This is a genomic window from Aeromonas sp. s1(2024) (genome assembly GCF_040908005.1).
In the GTDB taxonomy this organism is placed as follows: domain Bacteria; phylum Pseudomonadota; class Gammaproteobacteria; order Enterobacterales; family Aeromonadaceae; genus Aeromonas; species Aeromonas caviae.
Genome location: NZ_JBFOCW010000043.1, coordinates 1 through 26,923, shown reverse-complemented (window position 1 = coordinate 26,923; position 26,923 = coordinate 1). Strand labels below are relative to the sequence as shown.

Genomic DNA, 26,923 nt, shown 5'->3' with positions numbered 1-26,923 from the left:
AGGGCCTCTGTGGTCGCCCTCCGTCACGTTCTCTTCCCTAGTCGCCGGCAATGGGCCCCAGAATGTCATCGCTGCGCACCTGTACCGGGATGGTCTCATCCTCCCGTTGCAAGAGCACCAGCAGACTCTGTCTGTCCACCTCCAGCACATAGGCTGTCCCTTCACGGGTCAGGCAGGTCATGCCCGGCCGTATTTCATGTATCTCCATGACAACTCCCTGTCTTGCGCTGCCATCCATGCAGCCATTCCAGTATATCGCCATCCACCAACAAAGAAGCCCCTCGCAAGGGGCCTCTTTCATCATGCTGTGAGCGGCGTCGCCATCAGGCTTTCTTCGCCTTGGGCAGGCTCTCCTGCCATTTTCCGTTGTCGTAATGGGCTGTCCAGCCGGTCGCCTTGCCGTTGACCTCGGTCATCACGTACTGCTCCTTGGTCTTGCGGCTGAAGCGCACCACGGAGGCGTTTCCGTCAGGATCTGACGCCGGGGCGTCCGCCAGGTACTGGTGCTTGGGAGAGAGGCGATCACGGAAGCGCTTGAGCTCCTCCACCAGGGGCGCACGGGTCTCGCGGGATTTGGGGAAGTTGCTGGCGGCCAGGAAGAGGCCGGCGGCGCCGTCCCGCAGCACGAAGTGGGCGTCGGACTGGGTGCATTTCAGCTCGGGCAGGGGTACCGGATCCTCTTTCGGCGGCGCAATGTCGCCATTTTTCAGGATCTTGCGGGTGTTCTTGCAGCTCTCGTTGGTGCAACCCATGTATTTGCCGAAACGGCCGTTCTTGAGCTGCATCTCGGAGCCGCAGCGATCGCACTCGATGCTCGGCCCTTCGTAGCCCTTGAGCTTGAACTGCCCCTGCTCCACCTCGTAGCCATCGCAATCCGGGTTGCGACCGCAGACGTGCAGCTTGCGGCTGTCGTCGATGATGTAGGCGTCCATGGCGGTGCCGCAGATCCCGCAGCGATGCTTGGCACGCAGGGCATCGGTTTCCGCCTCGTCCCCGTCGGTGGCGGAGACGAACTCGTCCGCACTGACCAGGTTGATGGTCTTCTTGCAGCGCTCCTTGGGCGGCAGGGCATAGCCGGAGCAGCCGAGGAAGACGCCGGTGGTAGCGGTACGGATACCCATCTTGCGGCCACAATCCGGGCAGTCGATGTCGGTCAGCACCATCTGGTTGGCACGCATGCCCCCCTCTTCATGGGGCTTGTCGGCCTGCTCCAGCTCCTGGGTGAACTCGGCGTAGAAGGCGTCGAGCACCTTCTTCCACTCCAGGCTCCCCTCGGCGATGCCGTCGAGCTTGTCTTCCATCTTGGCGGTGAACTCGTAGTTCATCAGCTCGACGAAGTTCTCCACCAGGCGGTCGGTGACGATCTCCCCCATCTTCTCGGCGAAGAAGCGGCGGCTCTCGACCCGCACATACCCACGGTCGACGATGGTGGAGATGATGGAGGCATAGGTGGACGGACGGCCGATGCCGCGCTTTTCCAGCTCGCGCACCAGGGCCGCTTCGGTGAAGCGGGCGGGCGGCTTGGTGAAGTGCTGGCGCGGATCCAGCTTAACCAGTTTCAGCACCTCGCCGACGGTCACCGCCGGCAGCTGGCTGTCTTCACCCTTGCGGCCCATGGGCGGCAGGGCCTTGGTCCAGCCGGCGAAGCGCAAGGTGCGACCACGGGCCTTGAGCTCGAACTCCCCTGCCTTGACGGTCAGGGTCGAGGAGTCGTACTGGGCCGGGGTCATCTGGCAGGCGACAAATTGGCGCCAGATGAGGTCATAGAGCCGCATGGCATCGGGCTCCATCCCTTCCAGCATCTCGGCAGTCACCTGGACGCTGGAGGGGCGGATCGCCTCGTGGGCCTCCTGGGCATTGGCCTTGGCGCCGTAGAGGTTCGGCTCGCTCGGCAGGTAGGCGGCACCATACTGCTCGCCGATGTATTCCCGCACCGCGTCCACCGCCTCTTTGCTGAGGTTGGTGGAGTCGGTACGCATATAGGTGATGTAACCCGCTTCATAGAGACGCTGGGCCATCATCATGGTCTTCTTGACCCCGAAGCTCAGACGAGTAGAAGCGGCCTGCTGCAAGGTGGACGTGATGAAGGGAGCGGACGGCTTGGAGCCGGTCGGCTTGTCTTCCCGGTTGACCACCTTGTAGTCGACCCCTTCCAGGGCCGCTACGGCGGCGAAGGTCTCGGCCTGGGTCACCGGCTTGAAGTCGGCACCGTTGCGGCTGACCACCTCCATGCGCAGCTCGCTCTTCTCGGCGGTGAGCAGGTCGGCGTTGAGATCCCAGAACTCCACCGGCACGAACGCCTTGATCTCGCGCTCCTTGTCGACGATGAGGCGCACCGCGACGGATTGCACCCGACCGGCGGAGAGGCCGCGGGCCAGCTTCTTCCACAAGAGCGGGGAGACCATGTAACCCACCACCCGGTCGAGGAAACGACGGGCCTGCTGGGCGTTGACGCGATGAATGTTCAACTCGGACGGCTGGGCGAACGCCTCCTGGATGGCGCTCTTGGTGATCTCGTTGAACACCACGCGCTTGTAGCGGCTGTCGTCGCCACCGATGATCTCGCGCAGGTGCCAGGCGATCGCTTCCCCCTCTCTATCCAAGTCGGTTGCGAGATAGATGGTGTCGGCCTTGGCGGCCAGACTTTGCAACTCGCTGACCACTTTTTCCTTGCCGGGCAAAATCTGGTAGTTGGCCTGCCAGCCTGCGGTCGGGTTGATGCCCATCCTTGAGAACAGGGCGTTGCGATCCTTGGCCGCCTTCTCGGATTCGCTGAGCTTGATGCCGCGAATGACAGGTTTTTTGGGCTCGGTGCTGGCGCTGCCGCTGGTCGGCAGATCGCGCACGTGGCCTACGCTGGATTTCACCACGTAGTCCTTGCCCAAATATTTGTTGATGGTCTTGGCCTTGGCCGGAGACTCCACGATGACCAGTGATTTGCCCATGCTGTAACTATTATCCTCATTGCACCCGACGGGGTTGGCGTGCGGTTTTGTGGGGCTGTATAAGAGATTTGACGGGAAAAAGCAATCTTGCGGGTCAATTTGCCCGACAGCCCGAACCGCCCTGCTTCTTTATTTATTAATGCGAAGCCGGGGCGCGGGAAGCAACCGCTTTTTTGTTTTTATGCTATATCCCCCCCTTTTTTAGATTGGAAATGACATATCCAGCCACCCTTGTGACATAAAAACCCATTCTGGTTATCAGCTTGTTACAAAGGATGAAATCTCTTTATAATGGCCGCACACCGCAGCTTTGTGCGCGGAAGGAACCGCTCCCCATATAAAAATCGAAAGGATGTGATCATGAAGCACTTCGAGGTCAACTTCGACGGCCTGGTCGGCCCCACCCACAACTATGCCGGCCTCTCCTATGGCAACGTCGCCTCCCAGAGCAACGCCAAAGAGGCCTCCAACCCCAAGGAAGCGGCCAAGCAGGGGCTGCGCAAGATGAAGGCGCTGACCGACCTCGGCATGGTACAGGGCGTGCTGGCCCCTCAGGAGAGGCCGGATCTCGCGACCCTGCGCCGCCTAGGCTTCACCGGCAACGACGCCAGCGTCCTGACCCAGGCCGCCAGACAGGCCCCCGCCGTGCTGGCCGCCTGCTACTCCGCCTCCAGCATGTGGACCGCCAACGCCGCCACCGTCTCCCCGAGCGCCGACACCCAGGATGGCCGCATTCACTTCACCCCCGCCAACCTGACCAACAAGTTCCACCGCTCCCTGGAGCCCGAGGTGACCGGGCGCATCCTGCGGGCCGTGTTCAACAACGATCGCCACTTCTATCACCACCAGCATCTGCCGGAGAACGACCACTTCGGTGACGAAGGCGCCGCCAACCACACCCGGCTGTGCCGCGCCTATGGCGAAGCGGGGGTCGAGCTGTTCGTCTATGGCCGCAGCGCCTTCGACGTCTCCCAGCCCGCCCCCAAACGCTATCCGGCCCGCCAGACCCTGGAAGCGAGCCAGGCCATCGCCCGCCTGCATGGCCTGGGGGATGAGAGTGCGGTCTTCATCCAGCAGAACCCGGACGTGATCGATCAGGGGGTGTTCCACAACGACGTCATCGCGGTGGGCAACCAGAACGTGCTCTTCTTCCACCAGCAGGCGTTCCTCAATACCGAGGCTGCGCTGGCCGAGGTGCGTACCAAGTTCGGCGACGGGGAACTGCATTTCATCGAGGTGCCGACTGCAGAGGTGTCGGTGCAGGATGCGGTGAAGTCCTACCTGTTCAACACCCAGATCCTCACCCTGCCATCCGGCGAGATGGCGATCATCGCCCCCACCGAATGCCGCGACAACCCGGCGGTGTCCGCCTATCTGGCCAGGCTGGTGACCCTGGGCACCCCCATCAAGGACGTCCACTACATGGACGTGAAGCAGAGCATGAGAAACGGCGGCGGCCCCGCCTGTCTGCGCCTGCGGGTCGCCATGAACGACACCGAGCTCGCCGCGGTCAACCCGGCCTGCCTCATCACCGACAACCAGTTTGCCCGCCTGGATCAGTGGGTCGAGAAGCACTATCGCGACAGCCTGGCGCTGGACGATCTGCGCGACCCGTCCCTGGTGCTGGAGACCCGCACCGCCCTGGACGAGCTGACCCAGATCCTGAAACTGGGTTCCGTCTACCCCTTCCAACGCTGAGGTGCGCCATCGGCCTGCAGAGCCGACGCAATAAAAAAAGAGAGCCGGGCAATGCTCGGCTCTCTTTTTAGTCCTTTGCACTGAGCTATAAAACCTGTTCACGAGCTGTAGCGAGAGATCGTCAGCAAGGTGAAGAGCAGCGCAGGAACCGGAGTGTGTAGATACACATGAGGATTCCGAGCAGCACATGAGCCTTGATCACGACCTCGCAGTAAGCTCGAAACAGGTTCTCAGCGCCAGGGGCTCTGCTGCCACAGGCGGCCGAGGGCCCCCTCCAGCCCCAGTGCCGCCTGCTTGCCAAGCTTCTGGGTCAGGCTCCTGGGTTTGCTGTAGCGGATGCCGACCACCTTGTGATGGCTGGCCTGGGCCAGCAGGTAGTCATCGCTGGTGCAGAGGCTGTCCACCAACCCGAGCTGCTTGGCCTGGCTCGCCAGCCAATGCTCGCCGGTGGTCACCTTGTCGATGTCGAGACCGGGTCTGTGCTCGGCCACGAAGGCCTTGAACTGTTCGTGGATGGCCCCCAGCTCCTCGCGAAACTTCTCCCGCCCCTGATCGTCGTTCTCGCCGAACATGGTGATGGTGCGCTTGTACTGGCCTGCGGTGTGCATCTCGAATTCGATGTCGTGCTTCTTGAGCAGCTTGTTGAAGTTCGGCATCTGGGCAATGACACCGATGGAGCCGACGATGGCGAACGGCGCCGCCAGGATCTGATCGGCCACGCAGGCCATCATGTAGCCGCCGCTTGCCGCCACCTTGTCGATGGCCACGGTCAGCGTGATGTCCTTGTCCCGCAGCCGCTGCAACTGGGAGGCGGCCAGGCCGTAGCCATGCACCACGCCGCCGCCGGATTCGAGGCGCAGCAGCACCTCGTCCCCGGGCCGGGCCACGCCTATCACGGCACTCACCTCTTCCCGCAGGGAGACCACTTCCTTGGCATCCATGCTGCCGTTGAAGTCGATGACGAACAGCCGGCTGCGCTCATCCTCCCCCTTGGCTTTGGCCTTGTGCTCGGCCTTGCGGGTCTTCTCCATCTGCTTGCGCTCGGCCTTGCCCGCCAGGGCTGCCTGCAGTTGATGGCGCCCTTGCTCCAGCTCGCCGGAGAGATCCGTCACCACCAGTTCCCCCTTGCGGGATTTGGGCTGGCGGCTGCTCGCCACCATCAGGATGACGGCGCCGATGGCCAGCAAGAAGGTGAGGGTCTTGGCCAGAAACAGGCCGTATTCGGTCAAAAATGCCACTTGATGCTCCGCTCAATGTCCGGTTTTTTCACATAGTAAGGAGTTTGCCCCCCTCGCGCAAAAACTCTGCCATCTCCCGTGCCAAGGGCGGAGGGATCGACGCTATCGCCCTGTTTTATTCACATTTTTGCCGTCTCATACTGGTCAACTGCCGGGCCGGATCAGTACACTTGCCCACTCGATTCGTTGCGCCAAGCCGCCAGGCATTGTTAACAGGAGTCCACATGCTCGACTATCAGGCCCCCCGTGATCTGCTCAAGGACAAGGTCATTCTGGTGACGGGTGCCGGTGACGGCATCGGCCGCGAAGCGGCCCTCACCTATGCGGCCCACGGTGCCACCGTGATCCTGCTCGGGCGTACCAGTGCCAAGCTGGAGGCGGTCTACGACCAGATTGAAGCGGCCGGTCACCCCCTGCCCGCCATCGTGCCGGTGGACTTGAAAGGAGCTACTGCCGCCCACTACCGCGGCATGGCGGAGACCTTCGCCCAGCAGTTCGGCCGCCTCGACGGCGTGCTGTTCAACGCCGGGCTGCTCGGCACCCTGTCGCCGTTCGAACACATTCAGGAGCAGGAGTGGGACGAGGTGATGCAGGTCAACGTCAAATCCGAATTCCTGCTGACCCAGGCGCTGCTGCCCCTCATTCGCCAGACCGCCAAGGAGCGCGGCGAGGCCTCCATCGTCTACACCTCCTCCAGCGTGGGCCGCAAAGGGCGCGCCTACTGGGGCACCTATGCCATTTCCAAGTTCGCCATCGAGGGGATGATGGAGGTGCTGGCGGACGAGCTGGAGAACACCAGGGTGCGGGTCAACACCCTGAACCCGGGCGGCACCCGCACCAGGATGCGAGCCAGCGCCTTCCCGGCGGAAGATCCGCAAACCCTCAAGACCCCGGCCGATCTGATGCCCCTCTATCTCTACCTGATGGGGCGTGACAGTCAGGGCCAGAGCGGCAAGACCTTCGTGGCCCAACCCAAATAAATCAACAAATCAACCGGATGGGATTACAGTGAAGAGGGGGTGCCAAGGCGCGCCCTGTTGAATCCCATCGGCCCCAGACAGGTTGCACTATGTTTCGTCCCAAGAGCACGTTTGAGCAATGGCGGATCTTTCAGGCGGTGGTGGACTGCGGCGGTTATGCCCAGGCTGCCGAGGCGCTGAACAAGAGCCAATCCTCCCTCAATCATGCGGTAGCCAAGCTGCAACAGAGTCTGGGGGTGGCCCTGCTGGAGGTGCGGGGACGCAAGGCGGTGCTGACGCCGGCGGGGGAGATCTTCCTCAAGCGGGCGCGCCAGCTCAGCCAGCAGGTGGAAGAGCTGGAGAACCTGGCCAACAACCTGGAGCGGCAGTGGGAGCCGCAGATCAACCTCTATGTGTCCGTGGTGCAGCCGCGGGAGCGCCTCTACCGGGCGCTGGCCCACTTCTACCCCCGCAGCCGCGGTTGCCGCATCAACCTGCACGAGCGGATCCACTGCCACTTCAATGCGCTGCAGGCGGGAGATCTGATGCTCTCCGAGCACCTGCCCCAGGATCGCACCGGCCTGCCGCTGGACGAAGTCTGTCTGCTTCCTCTGTGCGCAGCGGGCCACCCCCTTGCGGAGCAGGGAGAGCCCATCACCGCCGAGGTGCTGGCCAGCCACAACCAGATAAGCCTGCATCCCCCCATCCACCGCTCGGTGGACTGGAACGATGCGGACGACACCGGCTGGAAGGCGACCCACTATCATGAGGTGCTCAACATGGTGCGCCTTGGCATGGGTTACGCCTGGGTGCCCCGCCACCTGGTGCAGGAGGAGCTCGCCGAGGGCTCGCTGGTGCAGCTCGATCTCACCGGCGGCAGCGAGCGCTATCTCTACACCTACCTGCTCACCCCCTCGGTGGAGGCGCTGGGGCCGGCGGCCGAGCTGCTGCTGCGCTGCCTGCGCATCGAATACCAGGGAGACAACCCCAGGTAAGGCCGCTTCTTCCCCGCACGACCGGGGCACTGGTGCCGGCACATCCGGGCATCGGCTCCCCTTTGCATCCCCTATACGTTGGGGACCCGCCAGCAGGCGGCCAGCGCCATCAGCGCCAGGGCCGCCGCCACCATGAAGACCCCGTGGAAGCTCCAGAGCTCCGCCACAGTCCCCGCGATGGCCCCCGCCATGATGGAGCCGGTGCGGATGCTGTTGGAAAAGAGCGTGGTCGCCACCCCGGCGCGCCCCGGCATCAAGTCCTGGAAATAGGACATGCCGATGCCGGCCACGATGCCGATGAAGATGGCATTGAGCAGTTGCAGCGCAATGAGGGCATGCTGGCTCGACAGGGTCACGAGACCGCCATAGAAACCGACCCCGGCCAGCACCGCCAGCAGCATCATGGGCCGCTTGCCGAAGCGCCGGGTGTAGTGACCCGCCAGCAGCATGAAGGGGATCTCCAGGGCCGCCGCCGTGCCCATCAGCAAACCGGCCAGCTTCTCCTCCAGCCCCAGCTCGCGGGTGATGTAGAGGGGCATGTTGATGAGGTACATGCTGTTGCAGGTCCACATCAGGGTGGAGGCGATGAAGAGCGCCCGCACCGACGGATCCCGCCAGCTGCTCACTCGCTCCACCTCGCTGTCCATCACCGGCAGCGGCAGGGAGGGAAGCCAGCGCCACACCACGAAGGCGCAGATGACATAGGCCAGCGCCGAGGCCAGATACATCACCTTGAAGCCGTAGCCGATGGCGAGCGCGAAGGCGATGGGTGGCCCTATCACCCAGGCCAGGGAGAACTGGGCCCGCAGCACCGAGCTGAACATGTCGGCCTGTTTGTTGCGGCTGTCGGCGTATTCCCGCGCCAGGGCGAACAGCTGCGGGCTGGCGGTGGCGGTCAGGCTCGCCAGCAGCACCCCCAGGCTCACCAGCAACCAGTACTGCCGGTTCCAGGCAAACAGCAGGGAGAGCACGATGCCGGCAAAGCAGCAGCGCAGGATCAGCTGCTTGCGATCCCCCTTGTTGTCGGAGCGGTGGCCGAGCCACTGGCTGATGAGGATGCCGATCACCGCGTTCACCGTGTAGAAGAGCCCCACCAGGAAGGGGCGCACCTGCACCTCCTCGGCCAAAAACAGGCTCAAGGTCGGCACCTGCAGCGCCACCGCCACCCCGGTCATGAAGGTCACGGCGAGAAACGAGAGAGAGACGGGATCCGGCCTCTTGCGGGCAGCAGACAGCAAACTCATAGAGATACCATTGATATGGAAGAAAAAAAGGAGCCAGATGCGGGCGGGCTTGGCGTATGGCGGCGGCTATTTTATGCCATTATCAACAGCCACCTCAAGGGTTGCGGGGGGGCGTCCAAGTCCGTACATTGGAAGCCCATCCAGCGCCAGTACAAGGATTTAACATGTTTGATTTTGACCGGGAAATAGATCGCAGCGGTACCATGAGCCTGAAATGGGACAAATACAAGGGTCAGGATGTCCTGCCCATGTGGGTCGCAGACACCGACTTCGTCTCTCCCCCCGCCGTACTGGAGGCCCTCACCAAACGGGTCGCCCACGGCATCTTCGGCTATTCGCGCCCCTCTCCCCGGCTCATCGAACTCATCATCACGCGGCTGGCCAGCCGCTATGGCTGGACCATCCAGCCCGAATGGCTCGTCTTCCTGCCCGGGGTGGTGCCGGGCCTCAATCTCGCCTGCAAGGCCTGGAGCCAACACGGGCGCGGCATCATCACCCCCAAGCCGGTCTACTACCCCTTCCTGCAGGCGCCGGGCTTCAATGACCGCCCCCTGCTCACCGTCCCCGTGGTGGAGGAAGAAGGCCGCTGGGTGCTGGATCTCGAAGAGCTTGAGCGTCAGGCCCCCTCGGCGGATCTGCTGCTGCTGTGCAACCCCCACAACCCGGGCGGCACCGTCTTCACCCGGGAAGAGCTGCTGGCCATCGACGCCATCGCCGAGCGCCACAACCTGGTGATCTGCTCCGACGAAATCCACTGCGACCTGCTGCTGGACAAGGATGCCCGCCACATCCCCTATGGTGCCCTGAGCCCGGAGGCGGCCGAGCGCTCCGCCGTCATGATGGCGCCGAGCAAGACCTTCAACATCGCAGGGCTGTGCTGCTCCTTCGCCGTGATCCCCAATGCCCGCCTGCGGCTCAAGCTGCAACAGGCGATGCGCGGCATCAGCGCCGATGTCAATCTGCTGGGGTTCGTGGCGGCCGAGGCGGCCTATGAGGGGGGCGAGCAGTGGCTGAATGAACAGCTCGACTACCTGGCCGGCAACCTGGCCCTGATCGAGCAGGCCGTGGCCCGCTGGCCCGGCGTCAAGCTGGCCCGCAACCAGGCCACCTACCTCGCCTGGATCGACATGAGCGCCCTGGGCCTGGACGATCCCGTCGCCTTCTTCGAACAGGCGGGCGTGGGTCTCTCCCCCGGTGCCCAGTTCGGCAACGGCCAGTTCGTGCGGCTCAACTTTGGCTGCACCCGGGCCCGTCTCACCGAGGCCCTGGCCCGCATGGAGAAAGCCATTCTCCAGACCCGCTAGCGAACCGTCCCGGGCGGCGGCCCCAGGCCGCCCGATGCGCGCAAAAGCGGTAAAATCCGTTCAGCTTCCCGTCTGATACGGATAAGATGAGGCTCATCACCGGATGAGCCCGCCTCCTCCTCATGTTCAGCCACGGTTTCGGTCCACTATGCGCCCATTCGCCTTCTCTGCCCTGTTGCGTCTGTCACGTACCGCCCTGCCCTGGCTTGCGGCCGTGCTGGCGCCCTCCCTCTTCGCCTCCCCCGCCTATGTCACCATCGGCACGGGAGCCCTCAACGGCGTCTACTACCCGACAGGAGGCGCTATCTGCCGCCTGCTCAACGAGGAGAGTGCCCGCCACGGCCTGCACTGCACGGTGCAGAGTACCTCGGGCTCCATCGCCAATCTGGCGGCGCTCGCCAAGGGAGAGGTACAGCTCGCCCTGATGCAGTCGGATGTGCTCTACCATGCGGTGCACGGCAGCGGCCCCTTCGCGGGCCAGGCCCCGGACGATCAGCTGCGCAGCCTCTTGCGGCTCCACAAGGAGTCCCTGACCCTGATTGCCAGCGCCACCAGCAACATCACCACCCTGGCCGACATCAAGGGCAAGCGGGTCGATGTCGGCGCCCCCAACTCCGGGGACAGGGTCACCAGCCGGGCCCTGCTCGATGCCATGGGGTGGCGGATCGCCGACTTCAGCCGCCCGCCCGTGATCTCCCCGGGCAACCGGCTGGAGGGGCTCTGTGACGGCACCCTGGATGCCGCCTTCGTGGTCGCCGGTCACCCCAATCAGGCCATCGGCGATCTCACCGGCCGCTGTCAGGCCCGCCTCATTCCCATCGAGGGGGAACAGGTGGACAAGCTGCTCAAGCAGCACCCCTACTATGATCGCAGCCGCATCGGCGCCAACCTCTATCCGGGGCAGACAAGCAGCGTCAATACCTTCGCCGTCACCGCCGAACTGGTGGCGCTGGCAAGCCTGCCCGAGAGCGAGGTGCGCACCCTGCGGGACGTGCTGAACGAGCGGCTCAAGCAGTTCACCCGGCTGCATCCGGCACTGACCACCCTCACCTGGGAAGGCATGCAGGCGGGCAGCATCGCCCTGCTCCATCCCGGCATGCTGGATGCCGTGCCCACCCTCCCGGCGGACACCCTCACGGCATCCGGGGCAGGGGCGACCTCGGGCGCCCTGCCAACCTTGCCCCCGGCGAACAGCGCGGCCACACCGACCGATGGGACTGGCACGCAGGAAGGCACCGCGCCACTGGAGGGGTCCGACACCTTGCCGGAGCAGCCGGCCGCCGCGACCCTCTCAACCAGTTCGGGGGCGGCCTCCACCAACCAGGCCCCGGCACTGACCGAGCCGCCCACACCGGGCAGCACAACCCTGGCACCAGGCCATCCCCTGACCCCGCCTGAGGCGCCCGCCTCGTCGGCAACGCCGCTGGAGGCGCCATCACCGGAGGCCATGCCGGCCAGCCCGCCCAGCCACGCGGTGGAGACCACAGCCCCCGCCGGGCAATGAACACCAACCAAGAGGCCACCCCAGGGGTGGCCTCTTGGTTATCGGGAACGGGCGCCTGGCCTGTCACGGCGCCAGCAGCAGCGCCGGATTCTGGATCTCCTCCTCCACCCAGTGCAGCAGTTGCTTGATGGCCCGCGACAGCACCTGGTTCTGGCGCACCACGTACCCCAGGCTGGTACCGGGAAAATCGGTGAGCCGGGTCACCGGGGCGGTCAGCTTGAGCCTGGGGTGAAGGGAGAAATCCGGCACGATGGCGACGCCAAAGCCCGCCTCGGCCCAGTCGAGCTGGGCATCCACGCTCCCCACCTCCATGATGCGGCAGCTCGGCAGGCCGAGCAGGGGCAGGGAGGGGTCGATCAATGCCCGGGTCCGGGTGTCGTGCCCCAGCAGGATCAGGGTCGGCTCGTCCAGAGGATCGCTCTCCCCCGAGCTGGCCCGCGCCTGCCAGCGGGCCAGGCCGTGCCCCAGGGCACACCAGGTCACCTGCTGCAACTCGGTGTAGAAGAGCGGCTCGCTGCGCTTTTGTGCCATCACGAAGCCCAGATCCGCCTTGCCCGCCCGCACCAGATCCGCCGCCTGATCCGAGGTGGTGTTGAACAGGGTGAGGTCGATGCCGGGGAAGGCCTGCTTGAAGCGCTGGAACGGCTGGATGAGCAGCAGGCGCGAGATGATGTCGCTGGCGGCGATGGCGAGCGTCCCCTGGCTCAACTGGCTCAGGGCATTGAGATCGGACTGGCAGAGCTGCAACTCGTTGATGGCGCGCTCGGCGCTTTGCAGCAGCCGCTCCCCCGCCTGGGTCAGGCGGAACGGGCTGCGCTCCACCAGCTTGACCCGGGTCGCCTGCTCCAGGTTCTTGAGGTGCAGGCTCACATTGGGTTGCGTCATGTGCAGTTCGGTGGCCGTCTGGCCGAAGTGCTGCAACCGGGCCAGGGTGACGAAGGTGTGCAGCCAGTGAATGTCCAGCATGGGGTTCCTCTTCTCCCGGGTCGATGGCAAGGCCAGCGCCGCCAGGGCACGGGCACCACGCAAGGGAGCGCGGTGTCGATAATTGCACCGGAATTATATGGCTTCCTTATCGGAATTATAAAGATAATTAATTTTTCTAATCCTCACGGGGCTCCTAGGATGGACGCCTAACGTCTTAGGAGAAAGAGTCATGTCGTCTATCGTAGTCGTAGGTGCTAACTGGGGTGATGAAGGCAAAGGCCGCATCGTCGATTATCTGGCAGGCCAGGCTGGCGCCAGTATTCGTTTCCAGGGCGGCAACAACGCCGGCCACACCGTGGTCAACGATCTGGGCACCTTCAAGCTGCACCAGGTGCCGAGCGGCGTCTTCAACCCGGATTGCCTGGTCGTGCTGGGCCCCGGCATGGTGATCAGCCCCGAGAAGCTCACCGTCGAGCTGGAAGAGGTCAAGGCCTCCGGCGTCATTCCCAAGCTCGCCATCTCTGACCGTGCCACCCTCTGCCTGCCGCTGCACGCGCTGGAAGACACCCTGGAAGAGCAACGCCTGGGTGACGGCGCATACGGCTCCACCCGTCAGGGCATCGCCCCGGCTTACGGTGATCGGGTCATGAAAAAGGCGATCCTGGTGGGCTGGCTGAAACAGCCGGACGTGCTGGTGGAGCGCATCCAGTTCATGCTGGACTGGAAACTGCCGCAGATGAAGGCTCTCTATCCGGACTTCGAATTCACCCAGACCGCCCAGGAGATGGCCGACTGGCTGCTGGAAGTGTCTGCTCCCTGGCTGGACGCCGTCTGCAACGTCAGCATGCCCCTCAAGGCACTGCAAGCCGAAGGCAAGACCCTGCTGTTCGAAGCCCAGCTGGGCGCCGGTCGTGATCTCATCTACGGCGAATACCCCTGGGTCACCTCCTCCCACGTTTCCGGCGCCTACGCCGGCATCGGTGGCGGTCTGCCGGGTCTGCGCCCGGAGCGCGTCATCGCCGTGGCCAAGGCCTTCAGCTCCTCCGTCGGTACCGGCACCCTGCTGACCGCCATGGAGAACCAGGACGAGTTCCGCAAGATCACCAACGAGTTCGGCGCCACCACCGGCCGTCCCCGTGACGTGGGTTACTTCGATGCCGTCGCCACCAAGAACGGCGTCGAGCTGCAGGCTGCCACCGAAGTGGCCCTGACCAAGCTGGACTGCCTGACCGGTCTGCCGGATCTGAAGATCTGCGTGGCCTACGAAGGTGCCCACACCGAGAACCCGATCTGGCCGCAGACCGCCGCCCTCACCCCCGTCTACGAGAAGATGGAGAGCTGGAGCGAAGACATCAGCGCCTGCCGCACCTTCGCCGAGCTGCCCAAGGCTGCCCAGGACTATGTGCTGCGCATCGAAGCCCTGCTGGGCGTGCCGGTGCCCATGGTCTCCGTCGGCCCGGGCCGTGACGAGATGATCCTGCGCTAAGGCCCCTCGCCTCTCCCAAAAACCGGCATCCCAGGATGCCGGTTTTTTTTATGCCCCTCAAAAGCCCCGAACAGCTCACAAAAGCCGTCTCCATGGCATAATTTGAGCCATACGGGCACTCTGTTTTGAGCCAGCCCCCTTAGAGTGAATGCCATATTCACACAAAGGAGTGCCCATCATGAGATCCCCCATTATCCCGCTGCTGCCCCTGTTCTGCCTCGCGGCCCTGCCCGCCGGTGCCATGACCCTCAAGAGTACCGACATCCGCGAGGGTGAACCCATGGACAAGGTCTTCAGCTTCAACGGCTTTGGTTGCAGCGGCGAGAACCGCTCCCCCCAGTTGAGCTGGCAGAGCCTGCCCGCCGGCACCCAGAGCGTCGCCATCACCGCCTATGACCCGGACGCCCCCACCGGCAGCGGCTGGTGGCACTGGCTGGTGGTGAACCTGCCGGCCAGCCAGAGCGAGCTGCCGAGCAATGCCTCCGGCAAGATCAAACAGGGGCTGGAGCTTGGCACCGACTACGGTACCCAGGGTTATGGCGGCCCCTGCCCGCCCGCCGGTCACGGCATGCACCGCTACCAGTTCACCGTCTGGGCCCTGCCCAAGGCGCTGGAGGTGAAGGCCAACACCCCGCCCGCCATGGTAGGCTACATGCTCAACAGCCTGGCCCTTGGCAAGGCCACCCTGACCGCCACCTTCACCACCCCCTAGGAGCCCGCCCGATGAGCACGCCCCTGCTGCAACTGAATCACTACTTCGGGATCCGCCAGCAGCCCCTGCGCCGGGTGCTCATCTACGCGCCGACCCTCATCTGGGTGCAGCAGGGCCGCAAGCAGCTGTGGTGGCGGGAGCAGCGCCTCTCCTTTGACAAGGAGAGCTGGCTGCTGATCCCGGCGGGTCACCGGCTCACCTTCGTCAACCAGCCGGAACAGGGCACGTTTCGCTCCCAGGCGCTCACCCTGCTGGCCCCGCCACCGGCCGAGTGGCTGGCAGAGAGCCCCCTCGATCTCCTCAAGCCACCGGCCATCAGGGTGACGTCGGCCCTCGCCTTCTGCTTCGATCTCGTCACCACCATGGCGCAGCGGCAGCTCTGCGAGACGGCCCAGACCCAGCTGCTGCAAGGGTTTTATGGCGAGCTCAGGGAAGCGGGGGGCCTTGGCCTGCTCTTTCCTGCCACCACCATGACCCTGGGGGAACGGCTGGCCCGTTACCTCAGCGTGGAGCCTGGTCTCGATCACCGGCTGGAGACGGTAGCGACCCACTTCGCCATGAGCCGCGCCTCTCTGGTCCGCAAACTGGCCGCCGAGGGGCGCAGCTTTCGCCAGGTGCTGACCCAGGTACGCCTGGGGCACGCCCTCACCCTGCTGCAACAGGGGCTCACTCCGCTTCAGACCGCCCTCGCCTGTGGCTACGACTCCCCCGGCCGCTTTGCCGCGCGCTTCAAGGAGGAGTTCGGCCTGACCCCCCACCAATACCTGCGTACCTGCCCCTCCTCTCTCTCGCTGACTGCCACCACGAAAGTAAATAATTACTAAAATACAAGACTATGTAACCTCGTGTAACCGGGTGATCCGGCTCACACTCGCCCCTCCTGCACTGTGACACAGCGCCAATAATCCCGCCAAAATCGCCCTATAATGGCTCCCGCAAACGATTTCACTAAAATAATCACTAAAAACACCTTCCTCAACCTACAAAAACTGTCATTGGAGCGAGAGATGTTTCGTAAAAATTTACTTTCCATCACCCTGAGCGTCGCCCTGTTCGGCCTCACTGCCTGCAACGGCAATGACTCCAGCAGCTCGGCCGCCCCCAGCACCACCCTGGCGAACCAGTATCAGAACGTGATCGACCGCAGCGGCACCCCGCTCCAGTTCCGTGACTTTGACAGCTACGCCAACCTCAAATACAACCCGCTGCTCGATCTCGGCGCCTGGCACGGCTTCCTGCTGCCCGCCAGCGACAGCGAGTGGGGCGGCTTTACCGGCCCCATGGTCATCGCCGAGGAGTACAGCCTGTTCTTCGCAAGCGAATTGGACAAGCTGACCCTGAGCGACGAGAGCGGCCGCGCCTTCCCGCTCACCAGCGCCAGCAAACAGGCGCTGTACGCCATCCCGGGAGCGCTGGTGCAGCGCTTCGATTTCGACCCCTTCACCCTGGAGCTGGAGCTGCGCTACGGCGATGCCCGCACTGCGCTGGTTCGTACCCGCCTCATCAACCACACTGATGCCCCCCTCACCCTCAAGCTCAACTGGCAGGGGGAGCTGCTCAACCAGTGGGATGCCAACAAGACGGTCGCCGAGCAGTACCCCGCCTGGACCCGCACCATCAGCCAGACCGAGCGCGGCGTGGCATTCCAGTTCGGCAAACTGCGCAGCACCTGGAACATCATGCAAAGCGGCAGCGCCAGCTACCGCATCGATCGCACCTTGCCGAGTCGCACCACCCTCGACGAGCAGGGGCTCGGCTACGTGAGCGAGGCCAGCCTCACCCTGGCCGCCAAGGGCCAGCAGGATATCTACACCCTGCAGAGCTATGTCCACAGTAGTGCTGACGCGAGTCGCTTCGAGCGAAGCCGCCAGGCGCTGCTGGCCGACCCCGCCAGCCATTTCGACGACGCCATCCGCCGCTGGGAGGATTACCTGGCGCGCGGCCTCTCCAATCAGGGGATCCCGGAGTCGGAGCGGCGCATCGCGGTCAAGGCGATGGAGACCCTCAACGGCAACTGGCGCTCGCCGGCCGGTGCCATCCTGCACGACGGGGTCACCCCCTCCAACACCGCCCGCTGGTTCGACGGGGTCTGGGCCTGGGACAGCTGGAAGCACGCCTACGCCATGGCCCACTTCAACCCCGAGGTGGCCAAGAACAACGTGCGCGCCATGTATGACTACCAGATCCAGGCCGATGACCCGGTTCGGCCGCAGGATGCCGGCATGGTGATCGACGCCGTCTTCTACAACAAGCTCGCCGATCGCGGTGGCGACGGCGGCAACTGGAACGAGCGCGACACCAAGCCGCCCCTCTCCGCCTGGGCCATCTGGGAGATCTACAGCGCCACCCAGGACAAGGCCTTCATCGCCGAGATGTACCCGAAGATCCAGGCCTATCACGACTGGTGGTATCGGGCGCGGGACAACAACCGCAACGGCATCATCGAATATGGCGCCACCCGCCACGTCGAGCACAACGACGAGTTTGGCAACATCACCTTCAAGGTGCAGTACCCGACGGGGGCTCCGGCCGGGCTGGATCTGTCGAGCTGCACCAATGAGGGAGATGGCTGGTATGGCTGCGCCGGCATGGCGCTCTATCAGCAGGTATTGAGCGTTGGCGGCTACGCCGACATGGATATCGGCGCCCAGCACGGCGCAGGCTGGGAGTCCGGCATGGACAACGCCGCCCGCTTCGGCTTTATCGAGCCGGATCAGCTCAAGCGCTATGCCGACAAGACCTATGGCGGCGACATGGCCAGGGCGCGCCAGGACTGGAACGTCTTCTTCTTTGAAAACCATCAGGACGACGGCAACCTCATCGGCTTCTCCATCGATCAGGAGTCGGTGGAGCTCAACGCCTTCCTCGCCAAGGAGAAGCGCATCCTGGCCGACATGGCCGAGCTGCTCGGCAAGCCGGACGAGGCGAGCCGCTACCGCGAAGGGGCGACCCAGCTAGCCGATTACATCAACAGCTGCCTGTTCGATGAGGCCTCCGGCTTCTATTACGACCGCCAGATAGCCCAGGGGGATCTGCCCGACGCCAACGGCTGCGTCGGCAAGCTGTTGACCGCCCGCGGCCGTGGCCCGGAAGGGTGGAGTCCGCTCTGGGCCGAGGTGGCGGACAAGGAGAAGGCGGCGCGGGTGCGCGAGGTGATGCTCAATGCCCAGGAGTTCAACACCAAGGTGCCGCTCGGCACGGCGGCACTGACCAACCCGGCCTACGACCCCGACATCTACTGGCGCGGCCGGGTCTGGCTGGATCAGTTCTACTTCGGGGTGAAGGGGCTGGAGAACTACGGCTATCGCAGCGATGCCCAACAGCTCGTCAACAAGCTGTTTAGCAATGCCGAGGGGCTGGCGGGCAGCGGCCCCATCCGCGAGAACTACAACCCGGAGACCGGCGCCATGCAGGGGGCCAGCAACTTCAGCTGGAGCTCGGCCCACCTCTACATGCTCTATCGCAACTTCCTGAAAACAGAGGGCTGATCCCTCTTTGCAGCAATGAGCCAACAAAAAGGCCTCCGCAAGGGAGGCCTTTCTTATGGCTGCGCCGCAGGCGGTGACTTACTTCACGGTCACCCGGGCAAACTTGCGCTTGCCGACCTGGTAGACGGCGGTACCGGCACCGATGAGTGCCTTGCCATCGTCCAGCTTCTCGCCGTCCACCTTGACTGCACCCTGCTTGATCATGCGCAACGCTTCGGAGGTGGTGGCCACCAGATCGGCGTCTTTGAGCAGGTTGGCAATGGCCAGCCCTTCCCCTTCCAGTGCCAACTCGACTTCCGGCATGTCGTCCGGAATGGCGTTCTTGGAGAAGCGCTGGGTGAAATCTTCGTGGGCCGCTTCGGCCGCCGCTTCGTCGTGATAACGGGCGATGATCTCCTTGGCCAGCCAGATCTTCACGTCGCGCGGGTTGAGGGTGCCGGCGGCGATACCTGCCTTGAACTCTTCGATTTCAGCCAGCGGACGGAAGGAGAGCAGTTCGTAGTAGTTCCACATCAGATCGTCGGTGATGGACATGATCTTGCCGAACATCTCCCCCGGGGCATCGTGTACGCCGATGTAGTTGGCAGCGGACTTGGACATCTTCTTGACACCGTCCAGGCCTACCAGCAGCGGCATCATCAGCACGCACTGGGTCGCCATGCCCGCATCTTTTTGCAGCTCGCGACCCATCAGCAGGTTGAACTTCTGATCGGTACCGCCGAGCTCGACGTCCGCCTTCAGCGCGACCGAGTCATAGCCTTGCAGCAGCGGATAGAGGAATTCGTGAATGGCGATGGACTGGCCGTTGCTGTAGCGCTTCTTGAAGTCGTCGCGCTCCATCATGCGGGCCACGGTCTGCTTGGCCGCCAGCTTGATCATGCCGGTCGCGCCCAGCTCACTCAGCCAGGTGGAGTTGTACTCGATGCGGGTCTTGGCCGGGTCGAGGATCTTGAACGCCTGCTCGGCATAGGTGAGGGCGTTGTGCTTGATGGCCTCTTCGGAGAGCGGCGGACGGGTGGCGTTCTTGCCGGAGGGGTCACCCACCATGGCGGTGAAGTCACCGATCAGCAGGATCACTTCATGGCCCAGATCCTGGAAGGTCTTCAGCTTGTTGAGGATCACGGTATGACCCAGGTGGATGTCCGGCGCGGTCGGGTCCATCCCCAGCTTGATGCGCAGGGGGCGCCCTTCCTTCAACTTGGCGATCAGTTCTTCTTCAACCAGAATTTCTTCCGCTCCGCGCTTGATCTCGGCTAGCGCCACCTCGAGCTGGGACATTTTTTGACTCTCCAATCACGATTCCACAGGGCCAGACATATTACTGGAATGGCGGGCCAATTGGAAAGGCGGTAAACTCCGACCTTCTTCCGGGTTCAACTTTGTCTGCTTCTCATGGTCCTTTGGCACGCCTTCAACTCTCTCCCTCACTGGCACCGCAAGATGGTGCTTATCCTGAGCATCATGGTGATGATGCTGGCGGCCTGGCCGAGCGAACAGGCAGTCGCCACCCGGGTCGATGACAACGACAACGAACTGGCCGTCGAGCAGCAGGTCGACGAGGAGGCGCAGCTGGCACGGGCCGAGCCCGTCACCCCGCCCAAACCGCGCTATGTCACCAGACAGGTGAAGGTGCGCAGCGGCGACAACATGGGGGTCATCTTCCAGCGTCTGGGCCTCAGTACCACGGATCTGCACCTCATCGACCAGCTCGAGGGCACGGATACCCTGCGCCTGCTCAAGCCCGGTCAGGAGCTCACCTTCAAGCTCACCAAGGGCGGCGAGCTGCACAGCCTTTATTACCCCCACAGCCTGGAGCAGGCGCTCAAGGTGAACCGCCGGGATGACGGCTTCGTGGCCAGGCCGGTGAAGATCGAGCTCGACACCCGCGAACAGGTGGCCCAGGGGGAAATCCGCTCCAGCTTCTGGGGCGCCGCCGTCGAAGCGGGCATGACGGAAGACCAGATCATGGATCTCGCCGCCATCTTCGGCTGGGACATCGACTTTGCCCAGGACCTTCAGCCGGGGGACAGCTTCCGGGTGGTCTACCAGGACAAATACCAGGATGACGAGCGGGTTGCCTCCGGCGACATCCTGGCCGCCGAGTTCGTCAACCAGGGGGCCATCTACCGCGCCGTGTTGAACACGGATGGCAACTACTACACCCCGGACGGCAAGGCGATGCGCAAGAGCTTCCTGCGCGCGCCGGTCAACTTCAAATACATCAGCTCCAACTTCAATCCGCGCCGCCTTCACCCGGTCACCGGCAAGGTGCGTCCCCACAACGGCATCGACTACGTGGCGCCGGTGGGGACCCCCATCATGGCGGCGGGCGGCGGCAGCGTGGTGGCCGCCGGCTACAACCAGTTCAACGGCAACTACGTCTTCATCAAGCACGCCGGCAACTACGTGACCAAGTACCTGCACCTCTCCAAGCGCACCGTCAACAAGGGGCAGCGAGTGAAGCAGGGGCAGACCATCGGCCTGCTCGGTGGCACCGGCCGGGTCACCGGGCCGCACCTGCACTATGAATTCGTGGTGGGCGGCGTACACAAGAACCCGCGCACCCTCAACCTGCCCCAGGCGGAGTCTCTCAGCGGGCGGGCGCTGGCCAGCTTCAAGGCTCAGGCCATGCCCCAACTGGCCAAGCTGGACAGCCCCGAGCTGCAACTGGCCAGAAACAAGGGCAACGGCGACGACAGCTGACCGCTGTCGACCAAGGCGGAACACGGTATCAGACCGTTCCTCTGCACCACTGAAGAGGTGATGTCATGAGCGGGCCATATATCCGATTGATGTCGGGGACCAAGGCGGAACACGGTATCGAACCGTTCCTCTGCATCATTGAAAGGGGGTTGTCATGACTGAGCGCTATATAGGCTGGATGCCCGGTACCAGAGCGGGGCATGGTATCGAACCGTTCCCCTGCATCATTGAAAGGGGGTTGTCATGACGGAACGCTATATAGGCTTGATGTCCGGTACCAGCATGGATGGTATCGACGCCGTGCTGGTGCAGATCGAGGGGGATGCACTGCGGGTCGAGGCGGCGCTGTGCCATCCCTGGCCTGCCGATACGGCTCGCACCCTGCATGAGCTTTGCACCCCGGGGGAGAACGAAATCGACCGCATGGGGGTCGCCGACAACCTGGTGGCCCGCGAATTTGCCGCCGCCACCCAGGCCCTGCTCGCCAAGGCGGCGCTGACTCCCAAGGAGATTCGCGCCATCGGCAGTCACGGCCAGACCATACGCCACCGCCCTGCCCTCGGCTTTACCCTGCAGATTGGCAACGCGGCCCTGCTGGCGGCCCTGACCGGCATCGACGTGGTGGCCGATTTTCGCACCATGGACATGGCCCTCGGCGGCCAGGGTGCGCCCCTGGTGCCCGCCTTCCATCAGGCGCTCTTTGCCCGTCCCGGCGCCCTTCGGGTGGTGCTGAACCTCGGCGGCATTGCCAATATCTCGGTGCTGCCCGGCCAGGCCGACGGGGGGGCTGGTTCAGGGGTATATGGCTTCGATACCGGCCCCGCCAACACCCTGCTCGACGGCTGGTATCGCCGCCACCATCCACACGGTGACAGCTATGATGCCGGTGGCCAGTGGGCCGCCAGCGGCAAGCCTATCCCTGCGCTGCTGGAGCAGTTGCTGGCTCACCCCTACTTCGCCGCCCCCGCCCCCAAGAGCACGGGGCGTGAGATGTTCACCCTCGACTGGCTCGACGGCGAGCTGGACGGCAGCGCATACGCCCCCGCAGATGTGCAGCGTACCCTGCAATCCCTCACCTGCCACAGCATCGCCCGCCAGCTGCCCGCCCACAGTGACGCGCCAACCCGGCCCGAGCTGTTTGTCTGCGGCGGCGGCGCCCACAACGCCCCGCTGCTGGCGGAGCTGGCAGCCCTGCTGCCCGACTGGCATCTGACCAGCACCGCCCAGCTCGGCCTTGCACCGGACTGGGTGGAAGGGGCCGCCTTTGCCTGGCTGGCACAACGCTTTATCCAGCGAAAGCCGGGCAACCTGCCTGCGGTGACCGGTGCGAGCCGCCCGGCGGTGCTGGGCGCCCTCTATCCCGCCTGAGCCGCTTCCCGAGCGCCCTCCCCCTAATGGAACAAGCCCGAACAGGTGCACCTGATCGGGCTTGTTGTTATGCCTGACGCCGGATGGCGCAGACCCGTCACTCTGTGCTCCCTACCCGAGCCGCTCTTTCAACCTGGCCGCCTGCGCCTTGAAGGTCTCATAATCGGCAACATGCCGACTCCTGGCGGCGGTGATCCACTGCACGCCCGTCTCGTCGGCGTGGGAAAATTCGATGCAAAACTCATATTTCGCGCTGGAGAGCAGCCCCATCAGGGCGCCAGACAGAAAACCCACCAGGGGCAGGAAGAGCACGATGAGCCAGTTGCCCGCCTGCTCGTAGGAAGGGGTGAAGTAAAAGAGCACACTGGAGGTGACTACCCCCAGCAAGAAGGTCTTCTTGAGCCGATCCATCCAGCCGAGTGCTTTTACCTGCACGCCGACGATGCGGCCCAGATCGTAGCAATCCTTGTTGACCCTCAGTGTGTTGTCCGACTGCTCAATGGCAATGGCCATCCTGATACTCCGTTCTGTTGGCTATGGCGATAAGGGGTTGCCGTGGCGGCCCCGGGTTGTGCATCCCGAGGGCATGACGGGACCAGCGGCCAGCCACGGGGGCGATGGGCGGCGCCTCCCCCCAACAGGAACACACGCTGCGCATGGTATCGTATGGCGCCAAACATCAAAAGACGTTCACATCAAAAGGCGAGGTGGATCACCTTCTGCCCGACCCTTGTCCCCCGTGCAGCCGTTGGCTTTTCTGGCCATCCCCTCTTGGGCAAGGTAGCCGGGGAGCAGGGGTCAGTGAGATAACAGTCCCGTGATGACCCTCAGCAGGGGCGGGCCGATGGGATGGCGCCATGGACCCGCACCTCGAGAGCACTCCCATGGCCCTAGAAGGCCCACTTCAGGAAGCGGTTTACCTGGCGCTTGACCGGTGCACAGAGCGGCGGTTTGGGAGGATCCAGGTTGATCTGTCTGCGGCCCGCCCTGGCTTCGCCCCGCAGCGGGATCTGGAGATAGTGGGGGTGCTGGCGCTGGATGAATCGAGAGATCTCATGGGCCCAGGGTTTGGGGACTCCCCACAGGGTCGAGGCCAGGGCGCCGACGATACAGAAGAAAGCGGGCTCGTGCATGCCCATCCTGACGCCATTCTCCAGCGCCTCCTTGAAGGAGCCCGAATGGGCGATGCAGGTCATCACATTGACCATGAAGGCGGCATAGTCATCTTCCCCGCCGTGGCCCACCCTGGCCACCAACCCGGCCTGTGGCCTGTAGCCGAACTGGTGGCCGATGTGCTCAAGCACTGCATTGCGCTGGCGAATGACCTTGGCATAGAACATCAGCATGGCGGTACAGTCGAGCGCCTGGCTCAAGGCCGCCTGATGGGGATGGGTCTGGGTGGGACGGGGCGTGGTCAGCAGCGCGATCTCCTCCGAGATGGCGAGCAGACCGATGGGCACCGCCGTGCTGATAAAGGCAAGATCGATGGCGATCGCCAGGTCCTGACCCTCCTCCATTCGGCCAATGACCACCTGCTCGGCAAAGAGGCGACGCTGGCGCTCGATAAAGGCGCCATAGATCAGGGCCCTGAACTTCTTCTGGGGATAGGGGGTATCGAGCAGGGTCTCCATGGTCAGGATGGCGGCACCGGTGCGACCGCGCAGTTGATAGTCGGGGACGAGGGGGAAGTGCTTGCCTAGGCGGGGGGGTGGCCGAAACCCGCTGATGCGGCTGTACATGTCACCCAGAATGAATCCAAGCATAAAACCTCCGAAGTCAGATGACGGGGATCGCGATGCGATCGCATGTGCCACTCCCGGGCAGATGAGTGCCGATCCGTGCTGCTCGTCGGCAGGGTCCCTGATTTCATTATTAATCATACAGTTAATAATCCACCCAAACCCCGACCCAGGTCGCAATAACGGCAGTTGATGACAAAGAACACAAATAAGGGTGGTGCGGGGAAGATGAGCCGGCTGTATCGCGAGGAGTGCGGGATACGCCAGGGCGGCAAAGCAGGGCGGACTCCGAGGCCCCCTCACAGGGAGGGTCATGACAGGAGCGATAGGCATCGGGGGCGGCAAGTCGGGGCAGGCAAGGGGAAGGCCCCCTCCCCTTGCTTATGAGCCTTGTTGGCGGGCTGCGTTCGCGCCGCTGAAAAGATATGGCATAGGCGGTGTGGCGACCCGCCCATGTCAGCCTCCGCCGCAGGGGCTAAAAAGCGCCCTCTCTTTCTCCCGTATTTATGTCATGACCTGTGGCCATGCAAAGAGGGTGAATGTTATTTCAGTGTGCTCATCGCAGCATATTTTGGCGGCGCTGAACAGGGCGTCGAGAGAGCGATAAATAGATAGCTATGCAAAACCGGGAGAATAAGCTGCAATTTCGCCAAAAGTATTAACGGAGGATTCACAGGCTGTAACCCTGATGCGCGACAATATGGCGCTATCTGGTTCCACTTTCATGGTAAAGCGGGATCATCATCACCTTTATTTGCCATGCCCGTCATGAATTGAATCGCAAAATGAATATATTTCACTCTGTTGAGCCACCTCATAGAAACAGGATCCCGGTTTGCATCCCCGGATAACCGCCCCCTAGAATTCTCCCGTCTGAATCACCAGGCCAATTTCTCTCCCTTGTCTGTTGCACGCGCTGTCTGCATCGAAACAGGGCTCGACACTGTGATGATCGTTCTCCTTTTCTCCGTCGCCCTGCGGCGGGAACGGGCAACTGTTGCCGCAATATCACGAGTCATCAGCGTGCCGCATTCGGTCAGGGAAGAACAATGCGGCCCGGACCCTACATCAAAAACGAAAAAGGAGTATCGCCATGAGTGGTACCATCATCAAATCCGCCAGAAATACCCCCAATGCGCCTCAGGATCTGGGGCCCTATACCCAGAGCGTGGCCTTCTCCCACTACAACAATATTGCCGCCCAGCTCCCCGTCGACCCGAAAACGGGCGCGCTGGTCGCAGGGGATATCCAGGCCCAGGCCAGGCAGTGTCTCACCAATATCCAGGCCATCGTCCAGAGCATTGGCCACGGCATGGAGGACATGGTGAAGGTGACCCTGTTCCTCGCGGACATCGCCGACCTCGATGCCGTCAACGCCGTCTATCGGGAATTCTTCCCCCACTCGCTGCCGACCCGCACAGTGCTCGCCGTCGCCGGTCTGCCGCTCGGCGCCAGGGTGCAGATGGACGCCCTGCTCTCCAACGGGGAAGGCACCTTCCCCCAGGCTCCCTGCCCGCTGCTCAAGATCTCCCGCAACAGCGACCACGCCCCGCAGGATCCGCTCTCCAGCCAGAGCGTCGCCTTCTCCCATTACAACAATATCGGTGCCCAGCTGCCCCTCGACCCCGCCTCCGGCGCCCTGGTTGACGGTGGCATTCGCGAGCAGGCGGCCCAATGCCTGCGCAATATCAAAACCGTGCTGGAGAGCATCGACGTGCCCTTCGACGACATCGTCAAGGTGACTGTCTATCTGACTAATCTGGCGGATCTCGACGCCGTCAACGAGGTCTACACCACCTTCTTCCCCGATTCGGCCATTGCCCGTGCCGTCGCCTATCTGCCGGCCCGCAGCGTGATCGCGGCCTCTGCCCTGCCGCTGGGTGCCCGGGTGCAGATGGATGCGGTCATCTCCCACGGTGACGGCACCCCGCCCCAGCTGGTGGAAGACAGGCACAACCTGGTGATCCGTGCCCGCAATACCGACAAGGCACCGAGAAGCCCGCTGCATAGCCAGAGCGTCGCCTTCTCCCACTACAACCATATCGCCGGCCAGCTGCCGATCGACATGGCCACCGGCAAGGTGCTGACCGGCTGTATCCGTGAGCAGACCGTCCAGTGCCTCGGCCATATCAAGGCGATTGTGGATAGCATCGGCCATGTGATGGACGATATCGTCAAGGTCAATATCCAGCTTGCCAACATCGCGGATCTGGCGGACGTGGATGCCATCTACACCCAATACTTCCCGGCCTATCTGCCTGCCCGCACCGTGATTGGCGTCAGCGAGCTGCCCGCCGGCGCTCTGGTGCAGATGGATGCGGTGATGTCCAACGCCGAAAGCACCCCGCCGCAGGTGTAGCACGTTGCTTTTACGATAAAAAGACACCGGCTTAGGCCGGTGTGTATGGAGATGGTATTCACCTGACAGTTGCCCACAAAAGGGAGTGGTCATACGGCTTCAAACCGGATAACAAAACGGTACCCCTACCGTGTTATCTGGAGTCACCGTATGACCACCAACGAGAAAGTAGCACGTCGTAAACTCAGCTTGCTAGAGCTCGCCAAAGAGCTCAATAACGTCAGCAAAGCCTGCAAGCTCATCGGCTACAGCCG

20 protein-coding genes and 1 pseudogene are annotated in these 26,923 nt (G+C 63.4%); 13 read left to right on the top strand and 8 right to left on the bottom strand.

Annotation, left to right across the window (positions count from 1 at the left end; genetic code table 11):
• Positions 1–37: 37 nt before the first annotated feature.
• Positions 38–208, bottom strand: coding sequence for a hypothetical protein (locus AB5Y70_RS09940; RefSeq protein WP_164882955.1), 171 nt, complete (start codon positions 206–208; stop codon positions 38–40).
• 115 nt (positions 209–323) lie between these two features.
• Positions 324–2,945, bottom strand: a complete 2,622-nt coding sequence (topA, locus tag AB5Y70_RS09935; RefSeq protein WP_010673895.1) for a type I DNA topoisomerase — start codon at positions 2,943–2,945, stop codon at positions 324–326.
• 360 nt (positions 2,946–3,305) lie between these two features.
• Between topA and astB the strand changes: the two genes are divergently transcribed.
• Entirely contained in the window at positions 3,306–4,643 is a 1,338-nt protein-coding gene (gene astB, locus AB5Y70_RS09930) for an N-succinylarginine dihydrolase (RefSeq protein ID WP_049637263.1), read from the top strand.
• Between the two features lie 230 nt (positions 4,644–4,873).
• On the opposite strand, the gene sohB is transcribed toward astB, so the two are convergent.
• Positions 4,874–5,881: a protease SohB gene (sohB, locus tag AB5Y70_RS09925; protein WP_049637264.1), complete on the bottom strand. Its 1,008-nt coding sequence runs from the start codon at positions 5,879–5,881 to the stop codon at positions 4,874–4,876.
• Positions 5,882–6,105: 224 nt separating this feature from the next.
• On the opposite strand from sohB, the gene AB5Y70_RS09920 reads away from it, so the two are divergent.
• Together AB5Y70_RS09920 and AB5Y70_RS09915 are read left to right on the top strand one after the other, a co-directional pair.
• Positions 6,106–6,861, top strand: a complete 756-nt coding sequence (locus AB5Y70_RS09920) for a YciK family oxidoreductase (protein ID WP_049637265.1) — start codon at positions 6,106–6,108, stop codon at positions 6,859–6,861.
• 89 nt (positions 6,862–6,950) lie between these two features.
• Positions 6,951–7,835: a LysR family transcriptional regulator gene (locus tag AB5Y70_RS09915; RefSeq protein ID WP_049637266.1), complete on the top strand. Its 885-nt coding sequence runs from the start codon at positions 6,951–6,953 to the stop codon at positions 7,833–7,835.
• A 71-nt stretch (positions 7,836–7,906) separates the two neighbouring features.
• On the opposite strand, the gene AB5Y70_RS09910 is transcribed toward AB5Y70_RS09915, so the two are convergent.
• Positions 7,907–9,079 carry an MFS transporter gene (locus AB5Y70_RS09910; RefSeq protein WP_049637267.1) on the bottom strand — a complete coding sequence of 391 codons (1,173 nt, stop codon included), beginning with the start codon at positions 9,077–9,079 and terminating at the stop codon, positions 7,907–7,909.
• Between the two features lie 164 nt (positions 9,080–9,243).
• Between AB5Y70_RS09910 and AB5Y70_RS09905 the strand changes: the two genes are divergently transcribed.
• Both AB5Y70_RS09905 and AB5Y70_RS09900 read left to right on the top strand, forming a co-directional pair.
• Positions 9,244–10,383, top strand: a complete 1,140-nt coding sequence (locus AB5Y70_RS09905) for a MalY/PatB family protein (RefSeq protein WP_049637268.1) — start codon at positions 9,244–9,246, stop codon at positions 10,381–10,383.
• A gap of 148 nt (positions 10,384–10,531) precedes the next feature.
• A complete protein-coding gene (locus tag AB5Y70_RS09900) occupies positions 10,532–11,887 on the top strand; it encodes a TAXI family TRAP transporter solute-binding subunit (RefSeq protein WP_049637269.1) in 1,356 nt (451 codons plus the stop codon).
• 63 nt (positions 11,888–11,950) lie between these two features.
• Here AB5Y70_RS09900 and AB5Y70_RS09895 read toward each other — a convergent pair whose 3' ends face one another.
• A complete protein-coding gene (locus tag AB5Y70_RS09895; protein WP_041212603.1) occupies positions 11,951–12,853 on the bottom strand; it encodes a LysR family transcriptional regulator in 903 nt (300 codons plus the stop codon).
• A 190-nt stretch (positions 12,854–13,043) separates the two neighbouring features.
• Between AB5Y70_RS09895 and AB5Y70_RS09890 the strand changes: the two genes are divergently transcribed.
• The 4 genes from AB5Y70_RS09890 to ygjK all read left to right on the top strand — a co-directional run bounded on the left by AB5Y70_RS09890 (position 13,044) and on the right by ygjK (position 18,500).
• Positions 13,044–14,300, top strand: coding sequence for an adenylosuccinate synthetase (locus AB5Y70_RS09890; RefSeq protein ID WP_042880306.1), 1,257 nt, complete (start codon positions 13,044–13,046; stop codon positions 14,298–14,300).
• A 178-nt stretch (positions 14,301–14,478) separates the two neighbouring features.
• Entirely contained in the window at positions 14,479–15,012 is a 534-nt protein-coding gene (locus AB5Y70_RS09885) for a YbhB/YbcL family Raf kinase inhibitor-like protein (protein WP_049637270.1), read from the top strand.
• A gap of 11 nt (positions 15,013–15,023) precedes the next feature.
• On the top strand, positions 15,024–15,836 hold the full coding sequence (locus AB5Y70_RS09880; protein ID WP_042015603.1) for a helix-turn-helix transcriptional regulator: 813 nt from the start codon (positions 15,024–15,026) through the stop codon (positions 15,834–15,836).
• 183 nt (positions 15,837–16,019) lie between these two features.
• Positions 16,020–18,500 (top strand): alpha-glucosidase, encoded by a 2,481-nt coding sequence (gene ygjK / locus AB5Y70_RS09875; RefSeq protein WP_049637271.1) that lies wholly within the window; start codon positions 16,020–16,022, stop codon positions 18,498–18,500.
• 78 nt (positions 18,501–18,578) lie between these two features.
• On the opposite strand, the gene tyrS is transcribed toward ygjK, so the two are convergent.
• Positions 18,579–19,778 (bottom strand): tyrosine--tRNA ligase, encoded by a 1,200-nt coding sequence (gene tyrS / locus AB5Y70_RS09870; protein WP_039040151.1) that lies wholly within the window; start codon positions 19,776–19,778, stop codon positions 18,579–18,581.
• A gap of 114 nt (positions 19,779–19,892) precedes the next feature.
• Here tyrS and AB5Y70_RS09865 point away from each other — a divergent pair, with 114 nt between their 5' ends.
• Both AB5Y70_RS09865 and AB5Y70_RS09860 read left to right on the top strand, forming a co-directional pair.
• The gene (locus AB5Y70_RS09865) at positions 19,893–21,203 is read left to right on the top strand and encodes a peptidoglycan DD-metalloendopeptidase family protein (protein WP_041212599.1); all 1,311 of its coding nucleotides are present in this window, start codon (positions 19,893–19,895) and stop codon (positions 21,201–21,203) included.
• Between the two features lie 243 nt (positions 21,204–21,446).
• Positions 21,447–22,571, top strand: coding sequence for an anhydro-N-acetylmuramic acid kinase (locus tag AB5Y70_RS09860; RefSeq protein WP_043155913.1), 1,125 nt, complete (start codon positions 21,447–21,449; stop codon positions 22,569–22,571).
• Between the two features lie 111 nt (positions 22,572–22,682).
• On the opposite strand, the gene AB5Y70_RS09855 is transcribed toward AB5Y70_RS09860, so the two are convergent.
• Positions 22,683–23,084, bottom strand: coding sequence for a hypothetical protein (locus tag AB5Y70_RS09855; protein WP_223930419.1), 402 nt, complete (start codon positions 23,082–23,084; stop codon positions 22,683–22,685).
• Positions 23,085–23,461: 377 nt separating this feature from the next.
• The gene (locus AB5Y70_RS09850) at positions 23,462–24,334 is read right to left on the bottom strand and encodes a hypothetical protein (protein WP_043155915.1); all 873 of its coding nucleotides are present in this window, start codon (positions 24,332–24,334) and stop codon (positions 23,462–23,464) included.
• Positions 24,335–25,403: 1,069 nt separating this feature from the next.
• Here AB5Y70_RS09850 and AB5Y70_RS09845 point away from each other — a divergent pair.
• Complete coding sequence (locus AB5Y70_RS09845; protein ID WP_043155917.1) at positions 25,404–26,669, top strand: RidA family protein; 1,266 nt, start codon at positions 25,404–25,406, stop codon at positions 26,667–26,669.
• A 150-nt stretch (positions 26,670–26,819) separates the two neighbouring features.
• A pseudogene (locus tag AB5Y70_RS09840) lies at positions 26,820–26,923 on the top strand (IS481 family transposase); the annotation flags it as partial.

Coding starts and splice junctions, on each gene's coding strand:
- AB5Y70_RS09845 (WP_043155917.1), top strand. CDS start 25,404: ATGAGTGGTACCATCATCAAATCCGCCAGAAATACCCCCAATGCGCCT.
- topA (WP_010673895.1), bottom strand. CDS start 2,945: ATGGGCAAATCACTGGTCATCGTGGAGTCTCCGGCCAAGGCCAAGACC.
- AB5Y70_RS09900 (WP_049637269.1), top strand. CDS start 10,532: ATGCGCCCATTCGCCTTCTCTGCCCTGTTGCGTCTGTCACGTACCGCC.
- AB5Y70_RS09920 (WP_049637265.1), top strand. CDS start 6,106: ATGCTCGACTATCAGGCCCCCCGTGATCTGCTCAAGGACAAGGTCATT.
- tyrS (WP_039040151.1), bottom strand. CDS start 19,778: ATGTCCCAGCTCGAGGTGGCGCTAGCCGAGATCAAGCGCGGAGCGGAA.
- AB5Y70_RS09880 (WP_042015603.1), top strand. CDS start 15,024: ATGAGCACGCCCCTGCTGCAACTGAATCACTACTTCGGGATCCGCCAG.
- AB5Y70_RS09860 (WP_043155913.1), top strand. CDS start 21,447: ATGACGGAACGCTATATAGGCTTGATGTCCGGTACCAGCATGGATGGT.
- AB5Y70_RS09905 (WP_049637268.1), top strand. CDS start 9,244: ATGTTTGATTTTGACCGGGAAATAGATCGCAGCGGTACCATGAGCCTG.
- AB5Y70_RS09890 (WP_042880306.1), top strand. CDS start 13,044: ATGTCGTCTATCGTAGTCGTAGGTGCTAACTGGGGTGATGAAGGCAAA.
- AB5Y70_RS09895 (WP_041212603.1), bottom strand. CDS start 12,853: ATGCTGGACATTCACTGGCTGCACACCTTCGTCACCCTGGCCCGGTTG.
- AB5Y70_RS09915 (WP_049637266.1), top strand. CDS start 6,951: ATGTTTCGTCCCAAGAGCACGTTTGAGCAATGGCGGATCTTTCAGGCG.
- AB5Y70_RS09850 (WP_043155915.1), bottom strand. CDS start 24,334: ATGCTTGGATTCATTCTGGGTGACATGTACAGCCGCATCAGCGGGTTT.
- AB5Y70_RS09855 (WP_223930419.1), bottom strand. CDS start 23,084: ATGGCCATTGCCATTGAGCAGTCGGACAACACACTGAGGGTCAACAAG.
- AB5Y70_RS09885 (WP_049637270.1), top strand. CDS start 14,479: ATGAGATCCCCCATTATCCCGCTGCTGCCCCTGTTCTGCCTCGCGGCC.
- AB5Y70_RS09940 (WP_164882955.1), bottom strand. CDS start 208: ATGGAGATACATGAAATACGGCCGGGCATGACCTGCCTGACCCGTGAA.
- ygjK (WP_049637271.1), top strand. CDS start 16,020: ATGTTTCGTAAAAATTTACTTTCCATCACCCTGAGCGTCGCCCTGTTC.
- AB5Y70_RS09865 (WP_041212599.1), top strand. CDS start 19,893: ATGGTCCTTTGGCACGCCTTCAACTCTCTCCCTCACTGGCACCGCAAG.
- astB (WP_049637263.1), top strand. CDS start 3,306: ATGAAGCACTTCGAGGTCAACTTCGACGGCCTGGTCGGCCCCACCCAC.
- AB5Y70_RS09910 (WP_049637267.1), bottom strand. CDS start 9,079: ATGAGTTTGCTGTCTGCTGCCCGCAAGAGGCCGGATCCCGTCTCTCTC.